Genomic DNA, 18,279 nt, shown 5'->3' with positions numbered 1-18,279 from the left:
TCAGTAAATTCAACTTTTCCTATTCTAGGCGTTCGATGGACGATACGGTTTTACTGCCGACCGAACGCAAGGAGTGCGACCATCATGAGCGACCCGACTGTCTACATCGACGGCGATCAAGGCACGACCGGATTGCTGATCCACGAGCGCCTGCGCGGGCGCACCGACTTGCGGCTCGTCACGCTGCCGGATGCGGAGCGCAAGGATCCCGTGCGGCGCGCCGAAGCGATCAACGCAGCCGACATCGCGATCCTGTGCCTGCCCGACGCGGCCGCGCGCGAAGCGGTCGGCTTCATCCGCAATCCGGCGGTGCGCGTGATCGACGCGAGTTCGGCCCATCGCACGCAGCCGGAATGGGTCTACGGCTTTCCCGAGATGGCCGACGGGCATGCGCAGACGATTGCGCACGCGCGGCGCGTCACCAATCCGGGTTGCTACCCGACCGGCGCGATCGCCTTGCTGCGGCCGCTGCAACAGGCCGGCCTGCTGCCGCGCGACTACCCGGTGAGCATCCACGCCGTCTCCGGTTACTCGGGCGGCGGGCGGGCGGCCGTCGACGCCTTCGAATCGGCAGGCGCTTTGCACGCGAAGCCGCTACAGGTCTACGGCCTCGCACTCGCGCACAAGCATGCGCCCGAGATCCAGCTGCATGCCGGTCTGGCGCACCGCCCGTTGTTCGTGCCGGCGTACGGTGCCTATCGGCAAGGCATCGTGCTCACCATACCGATCGCGTTGCGCCTGCTCCCGGCCGGCGTGACCGGTGAGCAGTTGCATGCGTGTCTCGCGCACCATTACGCTGGCGCGCGTCATGTCGACGTCATGCCGCTCGCGGAAACGCAAGCGCTCACGCATCTCGATCCGCAAGCGCTGAACGGCACCAACGACCTGCGGCTCGGCGTGTTCGTCAATGCCGAACACGGCCAGGTGCTGCTGTCCGCCGTGTTCGACAATCTCGGCAAAGGGGCATCCGGCGCGGCCGTGCAGAATCTCGACCTGATGCTTGGCGCGGTGGGGGCGGCGAAAGCGGCGTAAGCCGCGTGCGGGCACCATCGTCGGCCGGCCCGGCACATCACGGCCGCCGATGCGTCGGTGCCTGCTGCACGCCACCGGCTCGCGACGCGATTGCGAGCCGGAAACGGGCGCCTGCCGATGTTCGGCACATCCCCCCGTAAAAGCTCACCTTTCGCCGATTTCAGGCGATCTCGTCACCCGCTGCGGCAGTCAAGCCGGCCAGCGTCTCCGCCAGAAAATCCACGCATACGCGCACTTTCGCCGATGCCGCGACGCGTTCCGGATACACGGCCCAGATGTTCGCGGGCTGGATTGCGTCCGGCAGCACACGACACAGCGCACCGCGTTCGATCAGCGGCCCGGCTTCCCAGATCGAGCGCAACACGATGCCGCGCCCAGCCAGCGCCCATTGCACGGCCACCTCGCCATGGTTCGTCGACAGCGTCCCGCCGACCTTCACCGTTGCCGTTTCGCCGCGCACGCTCAGCCGCCACACGCCGAACGGGTGATCGCGCTCCTTGATGGCAAGACAGTCGTGCGACGCGAGATCCGCGAGCGAACGCGGTGCCCCGCGCCGTGCGAGATAGTCAGGCGATGCGCACAGCACGCGGTAGTTCGCGGCGAGGCGGCGCGCGATCAGGTGATCGGCGATTTCGTCGCCGATGCGCACGTCGAGGTCGTAGCCTTCGCCCGCGACATCGACGAGCCGGTCGAACAGATCGAGCCGCACGTTCAACTGCGGATAGCGCGCAGTGAAGTCGAGCAGCGCCGGCGCGACGATATGCCGACCGAAGCCGAAGCTGCTCGAAATGCGCAGCGTGCCGCGCGGCACCGTGCGCGTGGTCGACACGTCCTCGACGAGATGATCGACGTCGTCGAGAATCTTCTCGGCGCGCGCGTACACGCGTTCACCGGCTTCCGTGACCGTCACGCGGCGCGTCGAGCGATGCAGCAGGCGCGTGCCCAACTGCGCCTCGAGCAACGCGATGCGCTTGCTGACATAGGCGGGCGACACCGCGAGCTGCTCGGCGGCCGCGCTGAAGCTGGTCAGGCGGACGACCAGGCTGAACACGCGCAGGTCGTCGAGATTCGGCGATTTATTCACGATTCGTGGAAAGTCGATTAACCTTTCGCGCGATTTTAATCCGGATGGAAATAAATAGAATGGCGCCATGATCCGCTGCGCGTCACACCGGCAGCGGCCCGACCCACGATGAAGGAGGAGCACTCGCATGAACGACAGGACTTACCGGATCGCCGTCATTCCCGGGGACGGCATCGGCCGTGAAGTGATGCCCGAGGGCCTGCGCGCACTCGATGCCGTGACCGCACGCTTCGGCGTGCGCTTCGACTTTGTCGAGATCGACTGGGCGAGCTGCGACTACTACGCGCAGCACGGCAAGATGATGCCGGACGACTGGAAGGCGCAGTTGTCGGGCATGGACGCGATCCTGTTCGGCGCGGTCGGCTGGCCCGCGACCGTGCCCGATCACATTTCGCTGTGGGGCTCGCTGCTGAAATTCCGCCGCGAGTTCGACCAGTACATCAACCTGCGGCCCGCGCGCCTGTTCGAAGGCGTGCCGTCGCCGCTCGCCGGCCGCCGCGCGGGCGACATCGACTTCATGATCGTGCGCGAGAACACCGAGGGCGAATATTCGTCGGTCGGCGGCACAATGTTCGAAGGCACCGATCGCGAGATCGTGATGCAGCAGTCGATCTTCACGCGTCACGGCACCGAGCGCGTGCTGAAATTCGCGTTCGAACTCGCGCAGCGGCGCGCGAAGCGCCTCACCGTCGCGACGAAGAGCAACGGCATCGCGATCAGCATGCCGTGGTGGGACGCGCGCACGGCCGAGATGGCGGAACGCTATCCCGACATCGCCGTCGACAAGCAGCACATCGACATCCTGTGTGCACGCTTCGTGCTGCAGCCGGACCGCTTCGACGTCGTCGTTGCATCGAACCTGTTCGGCGACATCCTGTCGGATCTCGGGCCGGCCTGTACGGGCACGATCGGTATCGCGCCGTCCGCGAACCTGAACCCCGACCGCACATTTCCGTCGCTGTTCGAACCCGTGCACGGCTCCGCGCCCGACATCGCGGGGCAGTTCATCGCGAACCCGGTCGCGATGATCTGGTCGGCGGCCCTGATGCTCGACTTCCTCGGCAACGGCGCGGGTCGCGAACGCGAAGCGCACGATGCGATCGTCGCCGCAATCGAGGACGTGTTGCGCACGGGGCCGCATACGCGCGATCTTGGCGGCAACGCGGGAACGCAGGAAGTGGGCGAAGCGATCGCCGCGCGGATCGCGGGCTGACGATCACGCCCGGCGTGATCGGACGCGCCGGGCGGTGACTGCGCGAGTCGGCGTGCGGTGAGCAACACGCAATGCGTTTGCGCACTCGTAGGGATTCCGATTCGTGCGCAATGAAATCGAGCGGTGAGCAACGTCACGCCGCAATGCGCACGGTTTGCACTGTCCGTTGCCGGCACGAACGCGATCGGTGAGTTGCACATCATGCGCGGACACACCGATCGCCAACCCACTCCTGACCCTGTGCGATGTTCGATCGGTGAGATGCATCACGCGGTGAAGCACACCGTTGCATGCCAATACGCGCTTCACACGCTGGCGACGTGTGCGACCTGTCCGCGTTGCCCGGGACGATGCCGCGTCGAACGGCTTGAAGCACACAGTCCGACGCGACATTTCACCTCGTCCCGAAAAATCTCACCTTCAGCGCATCGACTCCCGAATTTCCTCACCCTTGAAACCCGGTGATGTACGCGCCGATCCGTCGAGTCGACGCGCCCGTCACAGCCCGAGATCGGACAACCCCGGATGATCGTCCGGACGACGGCCGAGCGGCCAGCGATAGAGACGATCTTGCTCGCGGATCGGCAGGTCGTTGATGCTCGCGTGGCGATGCGCCATCAGGCCGTTTTCGTCGAATTCCCAGTTTTCATTGCCGTACGAGCGGAACCAGTTGCCGGCGTCGTCGTGCCATTCGTATGCGAAGCGCACCGCGATGCGATTGCCGCCGAATGCCCACAGCTCCTTGATCAGCCGGTAGTCGAGCTCGCGCGTCCACTTGCGCTGCAGCAGCCCGACGATCTCGTCGCGGCCGGTCACGAATTCCGCACGGTTGCGCCATCGGCTTTGCGGCGTATAGGCGAGCGACACGCGCTGCGGGTCGCGCGTGTTCCACGCGTCCTCGGCGGCGCGCACCTTCTGGCGCGCCGTTTCGAGCGTGAACGGCGGAACGGGCGGACGGACTTCGGGGGAAGCGGACATGGGGTGCTCCTGTTCAGGTGATGGCCACGGACGCCCGCGGCCGGTTCGGATTCGCGGCTTCGACTACCGTGACACCGCGTCGAGCAACAATTCGGCCGTTGCGCGCGCATCGCGCGCGGCGCTCGCATCGCCGGTCACGAGCGCCACGCCGATCGCGCCGTCGATCAGCACGAGCCACTGGCGCGCCAGGCGCGCGAGCCCGCGACGCTCGAGGCCCGTTTCGTCGGCATACGCATCGAACCGCTCACGCACGAATGCCAGCAGGCGCGCCTTGTGTGCACGCGCGACGACCCGCACGGGATCGTCGGCATCGGGAATCTCGCCCGACGCGTTCAGGAACGCACAGCCATGAAAGTCGGGCTGCCCGAACCAGTCGCGCAGCACGTCGAACATGCCGAGCAACTGCACGCGCGGCGCCTTACCGCGCGCCAGCGTTGCATCGACGAACCAGCGCATCCAGCGCTCGTCGCGACGTTCGAGCGCGGCCACGACCAGCGCTTCTTTCGATTCGAAATGCGAATAAAAGCTCTTTCGAGCCGCGCCGGATCGCTTGACGATCGCATCGACGCCCGTCGCATGGATGCCGCCCGAATAGATCAACGCTTCGGCCGCATCGAGCAGGCGGTCGCGAACGCCCGGTTCGCCGGAGGAGTCGTGAGGTGTGTTCATGGGTTTACGGTAGAACGATCGTTCTCCATCGTCAACACCCGCATGCAAAAGCCCTGTCGACGAGAGGGCTGAATCGCTTCATGGCTGTGCGCCGCGGCCCGCCGCGTTTACGACATTTTTTCTTGAAGCGGATACGCGACGCTCACTACACTTCGGTCACCCTGTCTGGGCGAAAGGACATCATGCAGCGACCGGAAACCGCGCGCCCCGCGCGTGCCTATGCGGCTTATGCCAAGCGGCTCGATGGCCGCGTCGTCGTGCGGCGCTTCGATCCGCGCAACGATTCGTACGACACGTTGACCGCGCTGCTGCATCGCGCCTTCGCACCGCTCGGTGCGTTGGGTTTCAACTGCCCGTGCGTCGATCAGCCGGCCTCGGCGACGCGCGAACGCGTGCTCACCGGCGAGTGCTTCGTCGCGCTCGGCAATGCACACCTGGTCGCGACGATGACGATGCGTTCGCACGATCCCGATTCCCGCTGCGATCCGTACCGCAGCCGGCACGTCGCGACGCTCGGCCAACTGGCCGTCGATCCCGTCTGGCAGGATCACGGCATCGGCCGTGCGCTGCTCGCATTCGCGCAACGGCGGGCCGCCGCGCGCGGCGCGACGCACCTCGCACTCGACGCGCCATACGCGGCGATCCGGCTCATCGATTTCTATCGCCGCGAAGGATTTCGACCGGTCGACGTGATGCGCTTTCCGGGACACAACTACGACAGCACGATCCTGTGCAAATCCGTCAGCATCGCGGACAGTCGCATCGTGGCCGGCGATACGACGCAGATCGAGGTCGCGCGGCACGTCGGTGCGGCGTCATGAAACACGATGCGCCGAAGCGCGAAGGCGGCGACGATCGCACCCCACTCACCGTCCGGCAGGCACGCGTGCGCGCGGCGCGGCGGCTGCGCGGGGTGTTGAAGCTGACAATTCTCACGATCGCGGTCGCGCAAGCGCTGGCGTTCGCGTTCGAGAGCCTGCTGGTCATGACCGGTTTCGCGCCCGATGCCGCGACGGTGCTGCTGTTCCGCTTCGTGACGTGCGCGCTCGTCAGCTTCTGGCTGCAGGCGGACGCGTTGCGCGCGTATCAATACGCGGCGCAACACGGGTTCGTCACCGCTCCCGGCGCGCACGGCGACCCGGTCGACGTTGCGCCGCAGTGCCCGAAGCGCTGGCTCGTCGTGTTGAGTCTTCAGCTCGACCCGCGAGGGTTGAATGGTGAACGGATCAAGTAGCAGCCTGCGCACCGATCGACGTCGATTGATGGCGATCGCTTCGCGCTTGAGTGAGTCGCAACGCGGCGTGAAGGCTCACGGTTGATGGCGCGGTTCGGCACGCGGGGGGTAACGAACGATCACGCGGCAAGCCAAGAGGGAAGTGCTCGGAAGAGGGGAGCAGGTGCCGAACGGCGGGATGGCGGGAAGCGACGCGACCGTCGACAGGTGAAGTGAACGTGCGATTGCAGGTCACCGATGTGCGTTCGCGCCGCGATTCGGTGCGCAAACACAGCTCCCGAATAATCTCACCTTGAGCCGAGATTCGCGCGTTTCGATCTGGAAAACGCAGACGTGAAACAAAAACGGGGCAGGCGGCGAACACGCCGCACTGCCCCTGCGGCGCTCAGGCCGTCCAGTCGAGAATCACCTTGCCGCTTTCGCCAGACAACATCGCGGCGAAGCCTTTCTCGTAATCGTCGGCCGCAAAACGATGCGTGATGATCGGCGACAGGTCGAGGCCGCTCTGCAGCATCGCGACCATCTTGTACCAGGTCTCGAACATCTCGCGGCCGTAGATGCCCTTGATCTCGAGCCCCTTGAAGATCACCTGATTCCAGTCGATCGCCGTCTGTGCGGGCGGAATGCCGAGCAGCGCGACCTTGCCGCCGTGGTTCATCGCCTCGAGCATGCTCGTGAACGCACTCGGCACACCGGACATTTCGAGGCCGACGTCGAAGCCTTCGGTCATGTGCAGGTCGGACATCACGTCGCGCAGCGACTCGCGTGCAACGTTGACCGCGCGCGTCGCGCCCATCTTGCGTGCGAGCTCCAGCCGGTAGTCGTTGATGTCGGTGATCACGACGTTGCGCGCGCCGACGTGCTTCGCGATCGCGACGGCCATGATGCCGATCGGGCCCGCGCCGGTGATCAGCACGTCTTCGCCGACGAGGTTGAACGACAGCGCCGTGTGCGTCGCGTTGCCGAACGGATCGAAGATCGACGCGAGATCGTCGGAGATCTCCGGCGGAATCTTGAATGCGTTGAACGCCGGAATCGCCAGATACTCGGCGAACGCGCCTTCGCGGTTCACGCCGACGCCGACCGTGTTGCGGCACAGATGCCGGCGCCCCGCGCGACAGTTGCGGCAGAAGCCGCAAGTGATGTGGCCTTCGCCGGACACGCGATCGCCGATCGCGAAGCCGCGCACTTCCTGCCCCATCTCGACGATCTCGCCGACATATTCGTGACCGACGTGCATCGGCACGGGAATCGTCTTCTGCGCCCAGTCGTCCCACTTCCAGATATGGATGTCGGTGCCGCAGATCGCCGTGCGGCGGATCTTGATCAGCACGTCGTTGTGGCCGACTTCGGGACGCTTCACGCGCGTGAGCGTGAGGCCGGGACCGCGTTCGAGCTTTGCCAGTGCTTTCATGATCGCGCCTCCGTCAGATGATGCCGAGCGACTTGCCGACGCGCACGAACGCGGCGACCGTCCGGTCGATCTGCTCGGGCGTATGCGCGGCGCTCATCTGCGTACGGATGCGCGCACGGCCACGCGGCACGACGGGGAACGAGAAGCCGATCACGTAGACGCCTTCGTCGAGCAGCTTGTCGGCCATGTTCGTCGCGAGCTGCGCGTCGCCGAGCATCACCGGGATGATCGGATGCGCGCCCGGCACCAGCGTGAAGCCCGCTTCGGTCATCTGCTGGCGGAACCGTGCGCCGTTTTCGCGCACGCGCTCGCGCAGCTTCGCGCCTTCGTCGCTGCCGAGCAGTTCCAGCACCTTCAGCGATGCCGCGGCGATGCTCGGCGTGAGCGTGTTCGAAAACAGGTACGGGCGCGAGCGCTGGCGCAGCAGTTCGATGACCTCGCGACGCGCGGCGGCATAGCCGCCCGATGCGCCGCCGAGCGCCTTGCCGAGCGTGCCCGTGATGATGTCGACACGACCTTCGACGCCGCAGTGCTCGGGCGTGCCGCGGCCGTGGGTGCCGATGAAGCCGACCGCGTGCGAATCGTCGACCATCACGATCGCGCCGTAGCGATCGGCGAGATCGCAGATGCCTTTGAGGTCGGCAATGATGCCGTCCATCGAGAACACGCCGTCGGTCGCGATCAGCTTGTGGCGCGCGCCCGCTGCGTCGGCTTCCTTGAGCTTCGCCTCGAGGTCGGCCAGGTCGTTGTTCTTGTAGCGGAAGCGCTTCGCCTTGCAGAGGCGAACGCCGTCGATGATGCTCGCGTGGTTCAGCTCGTCGCTGATCACCGCGTCGTTCTCGTCGAGCAGTGTCTCGAACAGCCCGCCGTTCGCGTCGAAGCAGCTCGAATAGAGGATGCTGTCCTCGGTGCCGAGAAATGCGGCCAGCGCGCTTTCCAGTTGCTTGTGCACGGTTTGCGTGCCGCAGATGAAGCGTACCGATGCCATGCCGAAGCCGTCCTGGTCGAGGCCGGCCTTTGCCGCATCGATCAGGCGCGAATCGTTCGCCAGACCCAGATAGTTGTTCGCGCAGAAATTGAGCACGCCGGCACCACCGGCGAGCCGCACGTCCGCCGCCTGGGGACTCGCGATCTCGCGCTCGGTCTTGTAAAAACCGTCCGCGCGGATCTGGTCCAGCGTCCCGCGCACCTGGGCGAGAAAGGCATCACGCATCGCAAAGCTCCTGACAGGGTTTCGCATTCCGCAACGCGCCACTCGTGGCGGCGGCGCAACGGCCTGCTACTGTTATAGTCGGTCGTTCGGTTGACCGCATTTATCCGATATTCCGAACTAGAATTCGAAATATCGAACAACTCTAAGCGAACGGAATCCAAATGGCAAGTTCCTCCGGTTCGCGGCGCACGCCTGCCAGCGCCGCACCGCAACCGCCGGCCGCAACGCCGCCGCGTGTCGGCGAGCAGATCCAGCGGCTGCGTAACGAACGCAAGCTGACGCTCGACGACCTGTCGCGCGCGGCCGGTGTATCGAAATCGATGCTCTCCGAGATCGAGCGCGACAAGGCCAACCCGACGATCGCCGTTGCGTGGCGGCTGACGAACGCGCTCGGCATCACGCTCGACGAGCTGTTCTCGCAGCCGAAGGCGCCCGAGACCATTCGCGTGGACGGCCCGCACGACATCCCGACGCTCGCCGGCCATGACGGCCGCTACCAGTTGCGCGTGTGGGGCCCGATCGACCTCGCCGGCAAGTTCGAGTGGTACGAACTGACGCTGCCGAGCGGTGGCGCGCTGATATCGAACGCCCACGAGCCCGGCACGCGCGAGCACCTCACCGTGCTGCAGGGCGCGATGGAAATCGAAGCCGCGGCGGCCAGCCGGCGCCTGAAAGCAGGCGACACCGCGCGTTACCCGGCCGACGAGCCGCACGCGATCCGCAATCCCGGCAAGGCCGAGGCGCGGGCATTGCTGATCGTGATACATCGCTGACGGCGCGGATAGCTGGCCAAAGGGCCAATTGCAGGCCGGTTGCGGAAAACACTGTATGTTTGTACAGTATACGGACATTCCGCCATGCATGGGCCGGAGCTGGCGCACCGAGGCGCCCGCCCGGTCGACAGGAGCCTGCAATGACAGAAGAACAAGATTTGGCCGCGCTCAGCTTCAAGGCTGCCGCGCACGACCTCGAGCTGATCGTCCGGCATATCGCCGGGCGCTACATCCACCAACGCGTCCCGCTGACGTGGCGCCTGCTGCACGCCATCGAGGCCGAAGCACTCGCCGATCTCGGCTTTGCCAGCCGGCACGAGGCCGGCATGCGTCAATTGTTCGAACGGCAATTGGACATGACATTTCCCGAAACGGACGATCCGATCGACTTCGGGCGCTCGAATGCGCTGCCTGCCGTTTTTTCGTTCGCGGTTCTCGCGTACGAAGCAGCGGCAACACCGCATGACAAGGCGCCTCGCGAGCGCGCTCACCGTCCGTCCAAGGCATGGGGCGACTGACCGTCCGCCACGGGCCGCCACGCGTCGCGACCTTGTCCAGCCTCTTGCAGCCCGAGACGTTGCGGAAAGGGCTAACATATACGCAACTAACGGAATAAATCACATGTCCCTTCCCGCCTCTCCCGACACCCCAGCACGCCCGGAAGAAACGGATCTGTTCGACCGCGGCGCATCCGACTGGATCATCTCGCCCGAAGCCGCATTCGATGCATGGCTCGCCATGCAGGACTATCGTCGCTCGTCAGCCGATGTCTATCGCGCGCAATGGGGCGCGTTTCTCACATGGATGCGCGCGCACCAGAAGAATCTGGCAACCGTCGATACTGCAACCATCGCGAACTTCGTCGGCGAACTGCCGATCCGGAAAACCCAGCGAATGCGCTATTTGCGGCTGATCGAGCGCGTGCTCGATCACATCCGGCGCACCGAATATGCATCGACCAACCCGGCCCGGTTCATTGCTCAGGATGGCGAAGCGAACTGGCGCAAGGCACGCGACAACGAACCTACCGGTTTCCTCACGCCAGCCGAGCGCGCGACGTTGCTCACTTACCTGTTTTCGCCGATCGGCGTATCCGGTTCCGCGTACTGGAAGGAGCGGCGCGACCGCGCGCTCGTCGCCGCATTTCTCGGTGCCGGCATTAAAACCGGCGAAGCTCGCGCACTTACGATTAGTTGCATCAACACAAGCGGAACATCGCTGCAGATCGAGTCGACACATCCGGATTTCGCACGCGAAACGCACCTGGCATCGTTCGCGATCGCCCTGCTCGAAGCCTGGCTCACCGAGCGCAAGCGCCAGGAAATCCCTGGCGAACTCGTGTTCCCGGCATCCCATGCCGGGCGACCGATGCACAAGGCGACGATGCTGCGCGCCATCGACGCGATCGTCGAATCCGCCGGGCTCACATCGTCACGCACCGCACGCGCGAGCCCACAAACGCTGCGCAATACCTACGCGGCCGAACTGTTCGAACACGACGTGCCGCCCGAACGAGTCGGCAAATGGCTGGGCTTCATGCGACCGATCTCGTCGAACCGCCTGCATCGCGCATGGAAGAACTGGCGCGACGGTCTGGCCGACAGCAACGGTGACGCGTCCGACCGCGACGAAACTCACTGATCGCCAAACGGCTGCTCACGCGAAGCGATCCGTGAGCAGCCTTGCGTGGCGCCGCCTCACCGTTTCACAGCTCCCGAAAAACCTCACCTCAAGCTCCCCGGATCGTCTCACCTGTGCCGTGCAGCCGATCCTGGCGTCACCTGTGTGCAAAGTGCGCGACGGCTTCGAATCGGGACGGCCATGCGCCCGAAGCGTGTTCGCACTCGGGGCAGGCCACTTCAAAACCCTCTTCACCATGTGACAGTTCCGGCTCGCCGTCGCAATGTGGGCAATGGGCCGGCACCGGCGTCTCGTGATCCAGTGAGGTGCCAATCGCGGCAAACGCCTCGGCATCCAATTGCCCGGCATCCGCGAGGCGACGGATCAGCGTCGCGATTTCCGGATTCATGCCGCGGCTCGCGCGCAGCGAACTCACCTCGCGCGTCGCCCGTTCCAGTTCGTCGCCCTGGCTGCGCAACTGTTCTTCCAGCCGGTCGGCGCGCGCCTTGGCCGAACTCAGTTGCTGCAGGAAATCGAATTCCTTGCGCTGAACGTCGCGCAAACCGCTCTGATAGGTCGACGCCATGCTGCGCAACGAATCCAGCTCGACCAGCATCGGCTTGACGCGGCGCTCGGCTTCGGCCACCGCGTCCTTGATTTGCTGCGCGTAGTGCTCGGTGCGCTGCTGCAGTTCGGCTTGCAGCGCATCGATACGGTCGCGCAGCGTGGCGTTCTGCGCCTGCTCGGCTTCGACACGGCCGGCGGCGGCAGCCAGTTCCTTTTCCAGTCGAGCGACTGTGGTGAGCAACGTCGCTTCGCTGGCCGAACCGTGCGTCGTTTGCGACGCGAGCTGGACCTCGAGCTCGGTCACGCGAACCTGCAACTGCTCGTTTCTTGCTTCGCCCCGCGCGAGTGCGCCCTCGAGCGTCTCCTGGCGGACGGTTGCGTCACGCAACCGCTGTTCGGCGTTGGCAACACCGGCGCGAACCTGTTCGCGATCGCCATCGAGACTGTCCCGCGCGGCTTTCAATGCTTCTTCATACAGTGCGCCGAGCAACGCGCCGGCCTTTTCCTCGACGGCCTTCGGGATCGCGGCACCATCGAGCCTGACTTTGGACGCTGAACGGATGCGTTCCCAGAAATGGTCGATGTCTTTCGGGATATCGCTGGCACTGCCGGTTTGGGTGAGATCGCGGACGTTCGCAGCCGACGGCCGGATGCCGAGATCGAAGAACAACCGCTTGCACGCGTGAAGAGACAATTCCTGCCGTCGCGCACCGCTCGCGCGCAGCGATTCCAGTTCGTCCCGAATGGCTTGGCGTATTTCGTCCAGGGTCATCGCTGCGCTCACAGACATTGAAGTGTGGCAATCATAACGAAATACGTAATTATTGATACTTGTTTCGGATCGACGTTGTGAATTTGCGTCGCTTCGCACAGAAATCGGGTCTGTGAGCCAATCCGGACGACTGTGGTCCTGGATTCCGTGAAACAAAGCGAAGAAAGTCAGCCAAGTCCTTGTGGCACAAGCATTTTCCTGCAGACCCCGAATTTCGGCATTTGTTTCACATGACCACGGATCCGATTGCCTGTGGGGGTTCAGGGGTTGGTGTGTCTGTGGAAAACTCGTCAGCCGACGTCTTGAGAGTATTAGAAGTAAACACCCTTGAACCCTTAGTTAAAAACGTTAACGCCACGGCACAGCCTTATGCTGCAAGGCTTTCCGGCCGACAAGGTGAAGTTTTACGGGAGCCAAGGTGATCTTCTGCGGGAGCTGACGTGATGGGGTTCAGGGACCAGCGTGAGCCGTTGCAGGAAAGGTCGTGAGCGGATTCGGGATCACAGTGAAACACAAGATTTCCCAAAGGTGAGGCTTTTCGGGGCCTCACAGCCACAGAACCCGCGCTGTGCCTGACTGCACAGTTTTCTGCCTGTGCAGACATAGGTGAGAATTTGCAGGACCTTCTTCGCGCCCCGGTTCTGACCATCTTTTAGGCAGTTTTTGTGAAAGGTGAGGTTTCACGGGACTCCAGGGCGGTTTGGTGTGAGGATTTCCGGGAAACGAACGCCATTTTGCACAGCAAAAGCACGCTTCGGGGCCTGTGATGCCCTAAAGGTGAGGTTTTTCGGGAGGGAAATCCGGGTTTTCCTGCCCGGATCCCGTTGAGGTGAGATTTTTCGGGGCCTGGATCACAGGCTGCGATTCGGGCCACAGGTGAGTCTTTCCGGGAATGGAATTTGCCCGAAAAATGGTCAAAGGTGAGGCTTTTCGGGATCCATGAGCTGCCGAATTCGCCGAAAAGCCCGCCAGGACTGGAAGAAATCTCGTTTTTGCTGTGCCTCTTTTTGGCACAGGTGAGATTTTTCGGGGGCTGACACAGCGTTGTCGTATGAAGGATTTCCGTCGAAAGGTGAGGCTTTTCGGGGGGGGTCGGTGGCGCACAGCTAAATGCCTTCTGTGCATAAGTATCGGATCGCATTGGGTTTTTTGATACTGCGACGGTTACGGTGAGGTTTTTCGGGAGCCATTCCGTTGCCTGTGAAGGCACAGCGATTTTTCCGGAAGGTGAGTCTTTTCGGGAGGCTCTGATAGCGAATCCCGCGCGTGTCGGGCATTCGTCGACAACGAGACGAATGAACACACTGTGCTCGAGGTGAGTATTTTCGGGACCTGACACGGTTTGTGCACTGTACAATGCGCGCCCGGGCCGGCAAAGCAGGCCCGATCGGGGTGCGCGGGCCGGTTTCACAGGTGTCTTCCGGGATGCCGAGCCCGATCGCGATCTCCCGATGAGTCGCGCCTGTACATGCATACAGGCCGATGCGGGTTGATCGGGAGCCGCGGCGAGGTGGGATCGCAACCCTGTGCCGAACGCACAGCTGCGCAGTCGTAAAATTACGACAAATCGAAAGGTGAGCCGATACGGGAGCACATTTCGCACGTATCGTGCACAGGTGAAATTCTGTGAATCGGCGCATCCCGCAGCACGTCTGGACGAGTCCGGAACGCTGCAAATCCGGAGCGGTGAGGGTTTTCGGGAGCGCTTGGGGTGAGTGCCGTTTTGCACGCGCACTTCACCCGCTATGGTGAGCATGTCGTTCTGGACGCACTTCACCGCAGGCGCTATCCTTCCGGAAAACTTCTCCTCCGACCCGACGTATGGCCACGACGAAGCGCGCCAAGAAAACCGATGTGGATGTGGTGAGTGCCAGTTCAGCCGAATTGCGGAAGGCCGTCGAGGCGATCGCAATTCAGCCGAAGAGCGGCAAGATCACGCTCCTCACTCGCAAGCTGTTCAATGTCCTGCTGGCTGTGGCGCAGCAGGCCGACGACTCGGGCGATACGTATCGCGCGCTGCTGTCGGACATCGTCGCCAACTCCGCTTTCGATTCGAACGACACCGCGCTGGTGAAGGAACACCTGCGCCGAATGGTGTCGGTGCAGGTCGAATGGAGCACGGGGACGTCGAGCCAGAAGCCGGGCCGCAAGTGGGGGATCTCGACGCTGATCGCCGATGCGGAAATTCTCGAGGATCCTGCGACCCGCCGCGTGTGGGTCGAATTCTCGTTCGCACCGAAGATCAAGAAGAAGCTCCTCGACCCGGTCCAGTATGCACGCCTGAGCCTGCAGTTCCAGAGCCAGCTGCGCAGCAGCGCCGGCCTCGCGCTGTACGAAATCTGCGTGCGCTACCTGACGAACCCGAGCCACCTGACGATGCGCGAGCCGTGGGAATGGTGGCGGCCGATCCTGTCGGGTACGCCCGACACGGAAGCCGGCGACGAGGCGAAGCGCGAGTACAAATACTTCAAGCGCGACTATCTGCGTCCCGCGATCGCGGAAGTCAACGCGGTCACCAACATCTTCGTCGAGCTGATCGAGCACCGTGAAGGGCGCCGGGTGGCGGAGATCCAGTTCCGCGTGACCGAGCGCAAGCAGCCGATGCTCGCACTCGACGAACACCCGAACGTATTCGACAGCACGCTGGTCGACCGGATGGTGAAGCTCGGGATCCCGCTGAAGGAAGCGCAGACGCTCTATGCGGACAGCGAAGAGAATCGCATTCGTGCCGCGCTGCAGATGACCGAGCAGCGGATGCGCAGCACGACGCTGCCGCCGGTGCGCAGCGCACCGGCATTGTTCAAGGATGCGTTGAAGAAGGGTTATGCGCCGCCGGTCGAGTCGGTCGACGCGCTGCCTGCCGGCACGCCGTCTGCGAAGGTTGCAGCGGCCCAGCCGGACGATCTGAAGGCACGCCTGCTGAGCGAGTTCGCGGCGTTCCGCCGCAAGGAAGCGAAGGTACTGTACGAAGAGCAGGGCGATGCCGAGCGCGAAGTGGCGCGCGAGTCGTTCGAGTCGGAGGTGCTGCCGACGATGGGCACGCATCTGCGCGATGACTGGCGCAAGCGCGGCCTCGATTCCAAGCTGGCCGAGACGGCCTTTTTCGACTGGCTGGCCCAGAAGACCTGGGGCGAGCCGACGGACGGCGATCTGCTGTCGTTCACGCTGAACCAGTCGCGGGCCGCCTGAGGCCCGCTCAGGCCCGCTGACGGGCCGCCGCCGGCCCCGCCCTTGGTTGGCGGGCCCGGCGTCCTCACCGGGCCCTGCCGGCCGTTTCTGTCACTCCGACAACAGCATCCGCTCGAGTTGCTCGAGGATCGCGTCGCGCTTGTCCTTCGGGAGACCGCGCAGGCGCAATTCGATGCGATCTTCCCCATACGACTTCAGGTCGCCGACCGACTTGCCGCCGAGCTTGATCTCGAGACGCTGCGCATAGCGTTGACGGCCCGCAGCCTTCGGCGTTTCCTGTGCCGCGACGCGGCCCTTGACGATGTCCGACACCTGGCGCGTGCTGAGATCGTCCGACACGATCTTGTTGATCAGCCGCAGCGTGGCCTCGGTGCCGCGCGCGTTGTGATAGCGGCCGACCTGATACGCCATGTTCGAACCGAAGCGATCGGGGCGCGCAACCATTTCCTGCATGATCGCTTCCGGCAGCTTGCCGATCGACAGCGCGACGGCCACCGTCGACTCGTCGAGGCCGAGGTGCTCGGAGAGTTCCTTCTGGCTCTGGAAATGCTTGTCGTCGAGGAAGCGGCGCCACACGACGGCGTTGTCGAACACCGTCTGCGAATCGCGCTGGACGTTGAGATCGTAGCCAAGCTTGTAGCTCTGGATGCCGATCGGCACGTCGATCACGATCGCCTTGACCGATTCCTTGTTCGCTTCCTTCAGTGCCCGCACGCGGCGGCCGCCATCGCTGACGAAGTACGTGCCCGGGTTGTCGTAATCCGGAATCACGTGGATCGCCTGCTGCTGCCCTTGCTTCGCGAGGTTGACCGCGAGTTCGGCAATCGACGATTTCAGATAGAAGTGACGCGGATTGAACGGGCTATGCTTGATCGCCTTCAGTGACAGCTCGATCACCTGCCCCGGCGCATAGCGATTCTCGAGGCGCCACGCGCGATATTGCGCCGTTTCATCGATCGACGGATCGAGCGTGAGCTCGGGCGCGGGCGGCGGCGCGATGTCTTTCTTCGCGGATTTGGTCGGCGCCGGGGTGGGCGCCTCGGACTTGACGATGCCGTCGATCGCATTGAGTCGATCGAGCGCCGTGCGCTTCTCGCTCGTCGTGATATCCGGGCGCGCTTGGAATCCTTTGGCAAATTGGGAGGGTTTCATGTGACTCCTTTGTGCGCATAAAGTCAGGGCAGCATGGCGACGATTTCGTCGGCGCATGCGCGAATTTCTGCGGCGGCCAGCTTGCCGCCGCGATCGTTCATCTGCAGCACGGTCTGACCGAGCGCCATCGCCTGCTTGTACGCTTCCCGGGTCGGGATTTGCGTTTTCAGCAACGGGAAGCCGAGTTCCTCGAGCGCGCGCTTGAGCTCGCGGGTCAACATGCGCTTCTCTTCGGTCTTGTTCAGCAGGAAGACGGCGCGGAGGTCTTCGTTCATGACCTGCGCCTGCTGGATCAGTTTGACCAGCCCGACGCTCGACCAGTAATCGGCCGGCGACGACGACGTCGGAATCACGGCAATCGATGCGGCCAGCAGGACGACGCCCGATACTTTCTCGGTGATCGACGGCGGGCAGTCCACGACGATGATGTCGTAGTCGTTGATGAACTTCTTGATCTCGCGATGGATCTGGCCATCGGCTTCGGCCAGGTTGACGACCGGAAACGGAATGCCGGTTTCGCTGTCGCCGGATGCGCTCGACCAGTGAACCAGTGTGTTTTGACGGTCTGCGTCAATGACGAGGATGCGCTTCCCTTTTTCATGGAACGCGGCACCGAGGTGCATGGCAATCGTGCTTTTGCCGACGCCACCTTTCTGTTGAGTGACTGCAATGATTTCCGCGGCCAATTTTCACTCCTATTTTGGTCGTTGGAATTCTACAGGACGATATTTGAATTTCAATGAAATTGTCGTTCGACAACTACGCGTTGGCCATTCGGGCTATCGGTTTATGCGCATAAACGTACCGGCGATGACCGGTGGCTCGATGGGATGGTGTGGCGGATGCGTGAAACGTCGATGGGTGACTCGGGGATGTCATCACGTATGGCGTCGTCGGGGTGAGTAGCGAGTTGCTGCAGGATTGCGGTGCGCTGCCCTTTCGTTCGATAGGACAGTCTTGCCTGAGAGGCGGGAAGTTTGTGCGCATAAACCGCCGGAAACCGAGCCCGTCGATCGCGCCGTGTCGCTGGAAGGCCGGCGTTTCAGAGAGTGAGTTGTGAGCGGTGCGCCCCGCCGGGGGACGCAGGGTCGAGGTGTGCCACTGAACCCGCATACGTCGGTACGGCGCACTGTCCGGGCGCTACGTTTATGCGCATAAACCGTGAGCGATAGACGGCGAGCGGCGAGGGATCACATCTCGACCGCGCCGGAATCCCGTGCGCGGTGATATCTCCTGCGAGGCAGCACACCGACGCAGGGCAGCACACCGACGCAGGGCAGCACACCGACACAGGCAGCACACCGACACAGGCAGCACACCGACACAGGCAGCACACCGACACAGGCAGCACACCGACACAGGCAGCACA

General features: G+C 63.7%; 16 protein-coding genes. 8 read left to right on the top strand and 8 right to left on the bottom strand.

Annotation, left to right across the window (positions count from 1 at the left end; genetic code table 11):
* Positions 1-84 precede the first annotated feature (84 nt).
* Positions 85-1,032: an N-acetyl-gamma-glutamyl-phosphate reductase gene (gene argC / locus BDO18943_RS18930; RefSeq protein ID WP_175023568.1), complete on the top strand. Its 948-nt coding sequence runs from the start codon at positions 85-87 to the stop codon at positions 1,030-1,032.
* A 160-nt stretch (positions 1,033-1,192) separates the two neighbouring features.
* On the opposite strand, the gene BDO18943_RS18925 is transcribed toward argC, so the two are convergent.
* Positions 1,193-2,116 carry a LysR substrate-binding domain-containing protein gene (locus tag BDO18943_RS18925; RefSeq protein ID WP_175023669.1) on the bottom strand — a complete coding sequence of 308 codons (924 nt, stop codon included), beginning with the start codon at positions 2,114-2,116 and terminating at the stop codon, positions 1,193-1,195.
* Between the two features lie 127 nt (positions 2,117-2,243).
* On the opposite strand from BDO18943_RS18925, the gene BDO18943_RS18920 reads away from it, so the two are divergent.
* Positions 2,244-3,329, top strand: coding sequence for a tartrate dehydrogenase (locus tag BDO18943_RS18920; RefSeq protein WP_175023567.1), 1,086 nt, complete (start codon positions 2,244-2,246; stop codon positions 3,327-3,329).
* A 498-nt stretch (positions 3,330-3,827) separates the two neighbouring features.
* Here BDO18943_RS18920 and BDO18943_RS18915 read toward each other — a convergent pair whose 3' ends face one another.
* Complete coding sequence (locus BDO18943_RS18915) at positions 3,828-4,307, bottom strand: nuclear transport factor 2 family protein (protein WP_175023566.1); 480 nt, start codon at positions 4,305-4,307, stop codon at positions 3,828-3,830.
* A gap of 63 nt (positions 4,308-4,370) precedes the next feature.
* Positions 4,371-4,976, bottom strand: coding sequence for a TetR/AcrR family transcriptional regulator (locus BDO18943_RS18910; RefSeq protein WP_175023565.1), 606 nt, complete (start codon positions 4,974-4,976; stop codon positions 4,371-4,373).
* 182 nt (positions 4,977-5,158) lie between these two features.
* Here BDO18943_RS18910 and BDO18943_RS18905 point away from each other — a divergent pair, with 182 nt between their 5' ends.
* Both BDO18943_RS18905 and BDO18943_RS18900 read left to right on the top strand, forming a co-directional pair.
* Complete coding sequence (locus tag BDO18943_RS18905) at positions 5,159-5,797, top strand: GNAT family N-acetyltransferase (RefSeq protein ID WP_175023564.1); 639 nt, start codon at positions 5,159-5,161, stop codon at positions 5,795-5,797.
* On the top strand, positions 5,794-6,210 hold the full coding sequence (locus BDO18943_RS18900; protein WP_175023563.1) for a hypothetical protein: 417 nt from the start codon (positions 5,794-5,796) through the stop codon (positions 6,208-6,210). The genes BDO18943_RS18905 and BDO18943_RS18900 overlap by 4 nt, the downstream gene beginning before the upstream one ends.
* A 385-nt stretch (positions 6,211-6,595) precedes the next feature.
* Here the strand turns inward: BDO18943_RS18900 and tdh are convergent, their stop codons facing one another.
* Entirely contained in the window at positions 6,596-7,624 is a 1,029-nt protein-coding gene (gene tdh, locus BDO18943_RS18895; protein ID WP_011356765.1) for an L-threonine 3-dehydrogenase, read from the bottom strand.
* Between the two features lie 13 nt (positions 7,625-7,637).
* Entirely contained in the window at positions 7,638-8,837 is a 1,200-nt protein-coding gene (locus BDO18943_RS18890) for a glycine C-acetyltransferase (RefSeq protein ID WP_175023562.1), read from the bottom strand.
* A 161-nt stretch (positions 8,838-8,998) separates the two neighbouring features.
* Between BDO18943_RS18890 and BDO18943_RS18885 the strand changes: the two genes are divergently transcribed.
* From BDO18943_RS18885 to BDO18943_RS18875, 3 genes are all read left to right on the top strand, one after another.
* Entirely contained in the window at positions 8,999-9,610 is a 612-nt protein-coding gene (locus tag BDO18943_RS18885) for a helix-turn-helix domain-containing protein (protein WP_175023561.1), read from the top strand.
* Positions 9,611-9,750: 140 nt separating this feature from the next.
* Positions 9,751-10,128 carry a DUF2471 family protein gene (locus tag BDO18943_RS18880; RefSeq protein WP_175023560.1) on the top strand — a complete coding sequence of 126 codons (378 nt, stop codon included), beginning with the start codon at positions 9,751-9,753 and terminating at the stop codon, positions 10,126-10,128.
* 103 nt (positions 10,129-10,231) lie between these two features.
* Positions 10,232-11,251 (top strand): tyrosine-type recombinase/integrase, encoded by a 1,020-nt coding sequence (locus tag BDO18943_RS18875; protein ID WP_175023559.1) that lies wholly within the window; start codon positions 10,232-10,234, stop codon positions 11,249-11,251.
* Positions 11,252-11,387: 136 nt separating this feature from the next.
* Here the strand turns inward: BDO18943_RS18875 and BDO18943_RS18870 are convergent, their stop codons facing one another.
* Positions 11,388-12,569 carry a DNA-binding protein gene (locus tag BDO18943_RS18870; protein WP_175023558.1) on the bottom strand — a complete coding sequence of 394 codons (1,182 nt, stop codon included), beginning with the start codon at positions 12,567-12,569 and terminating at the stop codon, positions 11,388-11,390.
* Between the two features lie 1,821 nt (positions 12,570-14,390).
* On the opposite strand from BDO18943_RS18870, the gene BDO18943_RS18865 reads away from it, so the two are divergent.
* Positions 14,391-15,758 carry a replication initiation protein gene (locus BDO18943_RS18865; protein ID WP_043186245.1) on the top strand — a complete coding sequence of 456 codons (1,368 nt, stop codon included), beginning with the start codon at positions 14,391-14,393 and terminating at the stop codon, positions 15,756-15,758.
* A 90-nt stretch (positions 15,759-15,848) separates the two neighbouring features.
* Here BDO18943_RS18865 and BDO18943_RS18860 read toward each other — a convergent pair whose 3' ends face one another.
* Entirely contained in the window at positions 15,849-16,910 is a 1,062-nt protein-coding gene (locus tag BDO18943_RS18860; protein ID WP_175023557.1) for a ParB/RepB/Spo0J family partition protein, read from the bottom strand.
* Between the two features lie 23 nt (positions 16,911-16,933).
* On the bottom strand, positions 16,934-17,596 hold the full coding sequence (parA, locus tag BDO18943_RS18855; RefSeq protein ID WP_043186252.1) for a ParA family partition ATPase: 663 nt from the start codon (positions 17,594-17,596) through the stop codon (positions 16,934-16,936).
* Positions 17,597-18,279: the final 683 nt, after the last annotated feature.

Origin of the sequence: Burkholderia aenigmatica, from assembly GCF_902499175.1 — a bacterium.
GTDB lineage: Bacteria > Pseudomonadota > Gammaproteobacteria > Burkholderiales > Burkholderiaceae > Burkholderia > Burkholderia aenigmatica.
The sequence above is the reverse complement of the archived record's forward strand: the minus strand, read 5'-3'. Positions and strand labels throughout refer to the sequence as shown.

Excerpts from the sequence above, each read along its gene's own strand:
- BDO18943_RS18870 (WP_175023558.1), bottom strand. The coding sequence starts at position 12,569 with ATGACCCTGGACGAAATACGCCAAGCCATTCGGGACGAACTGGAATCG.
- BDO18943_RS18885 (WP_175023561.1), top strand. The coding sequence starts at position 8,999 with ATGGCAAGTTCCTCCGGTTCGCGGCGCACGCCTGCCAGCGCCGCACCG.
- tdh (WP_011356765.1), bottom strand. The coding sequence starts at position 7,624 with ATGAAAGCACTGGCAAAGCTCGAACGCGGTCCCGGCCTCACGCTCACG.
- argC (WP_175023568.1), top strand. The coding sequence starts at position 85 with ATGAGCGACCCGACTGTCTACATCGACGGCGATCAAGGCACGACCGGA.
- BDO18943_RS18865 (WP_043186245.1), top strand. The coding sequence starts at position 14,391 with ATGGCCACGACGAAGCGCGCCAAGAAAACCGATGTGGATGTGGTGAGT.
- BDO18943_RS18915 (WP_175023566.1), bottom strand. The coding sequence starts at position 4,307 with ATGTCCGCTTCCCCCGAAGTCCGTCCGCCCGTTCCGCCGTTCACGCTC.
- BDO18943_RS18900 (WP_175023563.1), top strand. The coding sequence starts at position 5,794 with ATGAAACACGATGCGCCGAAGCGCGAAGGCGGCGACGATCGCACCCCA.
- BDO18943_RS18905 (WP_175023564.1), top strand. The coding sequence starts at position 5,159 with ATGCAGCGACCGGAAACCGCGCGCCCCGCGCGTGCCTATGCGGCTTAT.
- BDO18943_RS18875 (WP_175023559.1), top strand. The coding sequence starts at position 10,232 with ATGTCCCTTCCCGCCTCTCCCGACACCCCAGCACGCCCGGAAGAAACG.
- BDO18943_RS18920 (WP_175023567.1), top strand. The coding sequence starts at position 2,244 with ATGAACGACAGGACTTACCGGATCGCCGTCATTCCCGGGGACGGCATC.
- BDO18943_RS18890 (WP_175023562.1), bottom strand. The coding sequence starts at position 8,837 with ATGCGTGATGCCTTTCTCGCCCAGGTGCGCGGGACGCTGGACCAGATC.
- BDO18943_RS18910 (WP_175023565.1), bottom strand. The coding sequence starts at position 4,976 with ATGAACACACCTCACGACTCCTCCGGCGAACCGGGCGTTCGCGACCGC.
- BDO18943_RS18880 (WP_175023560.1), top strand. The coding sequence starts at position 9,751 with ATGACAGAAGAACAAGATTTGGCCGCGCTCAGCTTCAAGGCTGCCGCG.
- BDO18943_RS18860 (WP_175023557.1), bottom strand. The coding sequence starts at position 16,910 with ATGAAACCCTCCCAATTTGCCAAAGGATTCCAAGCGCGCCCGGATATC.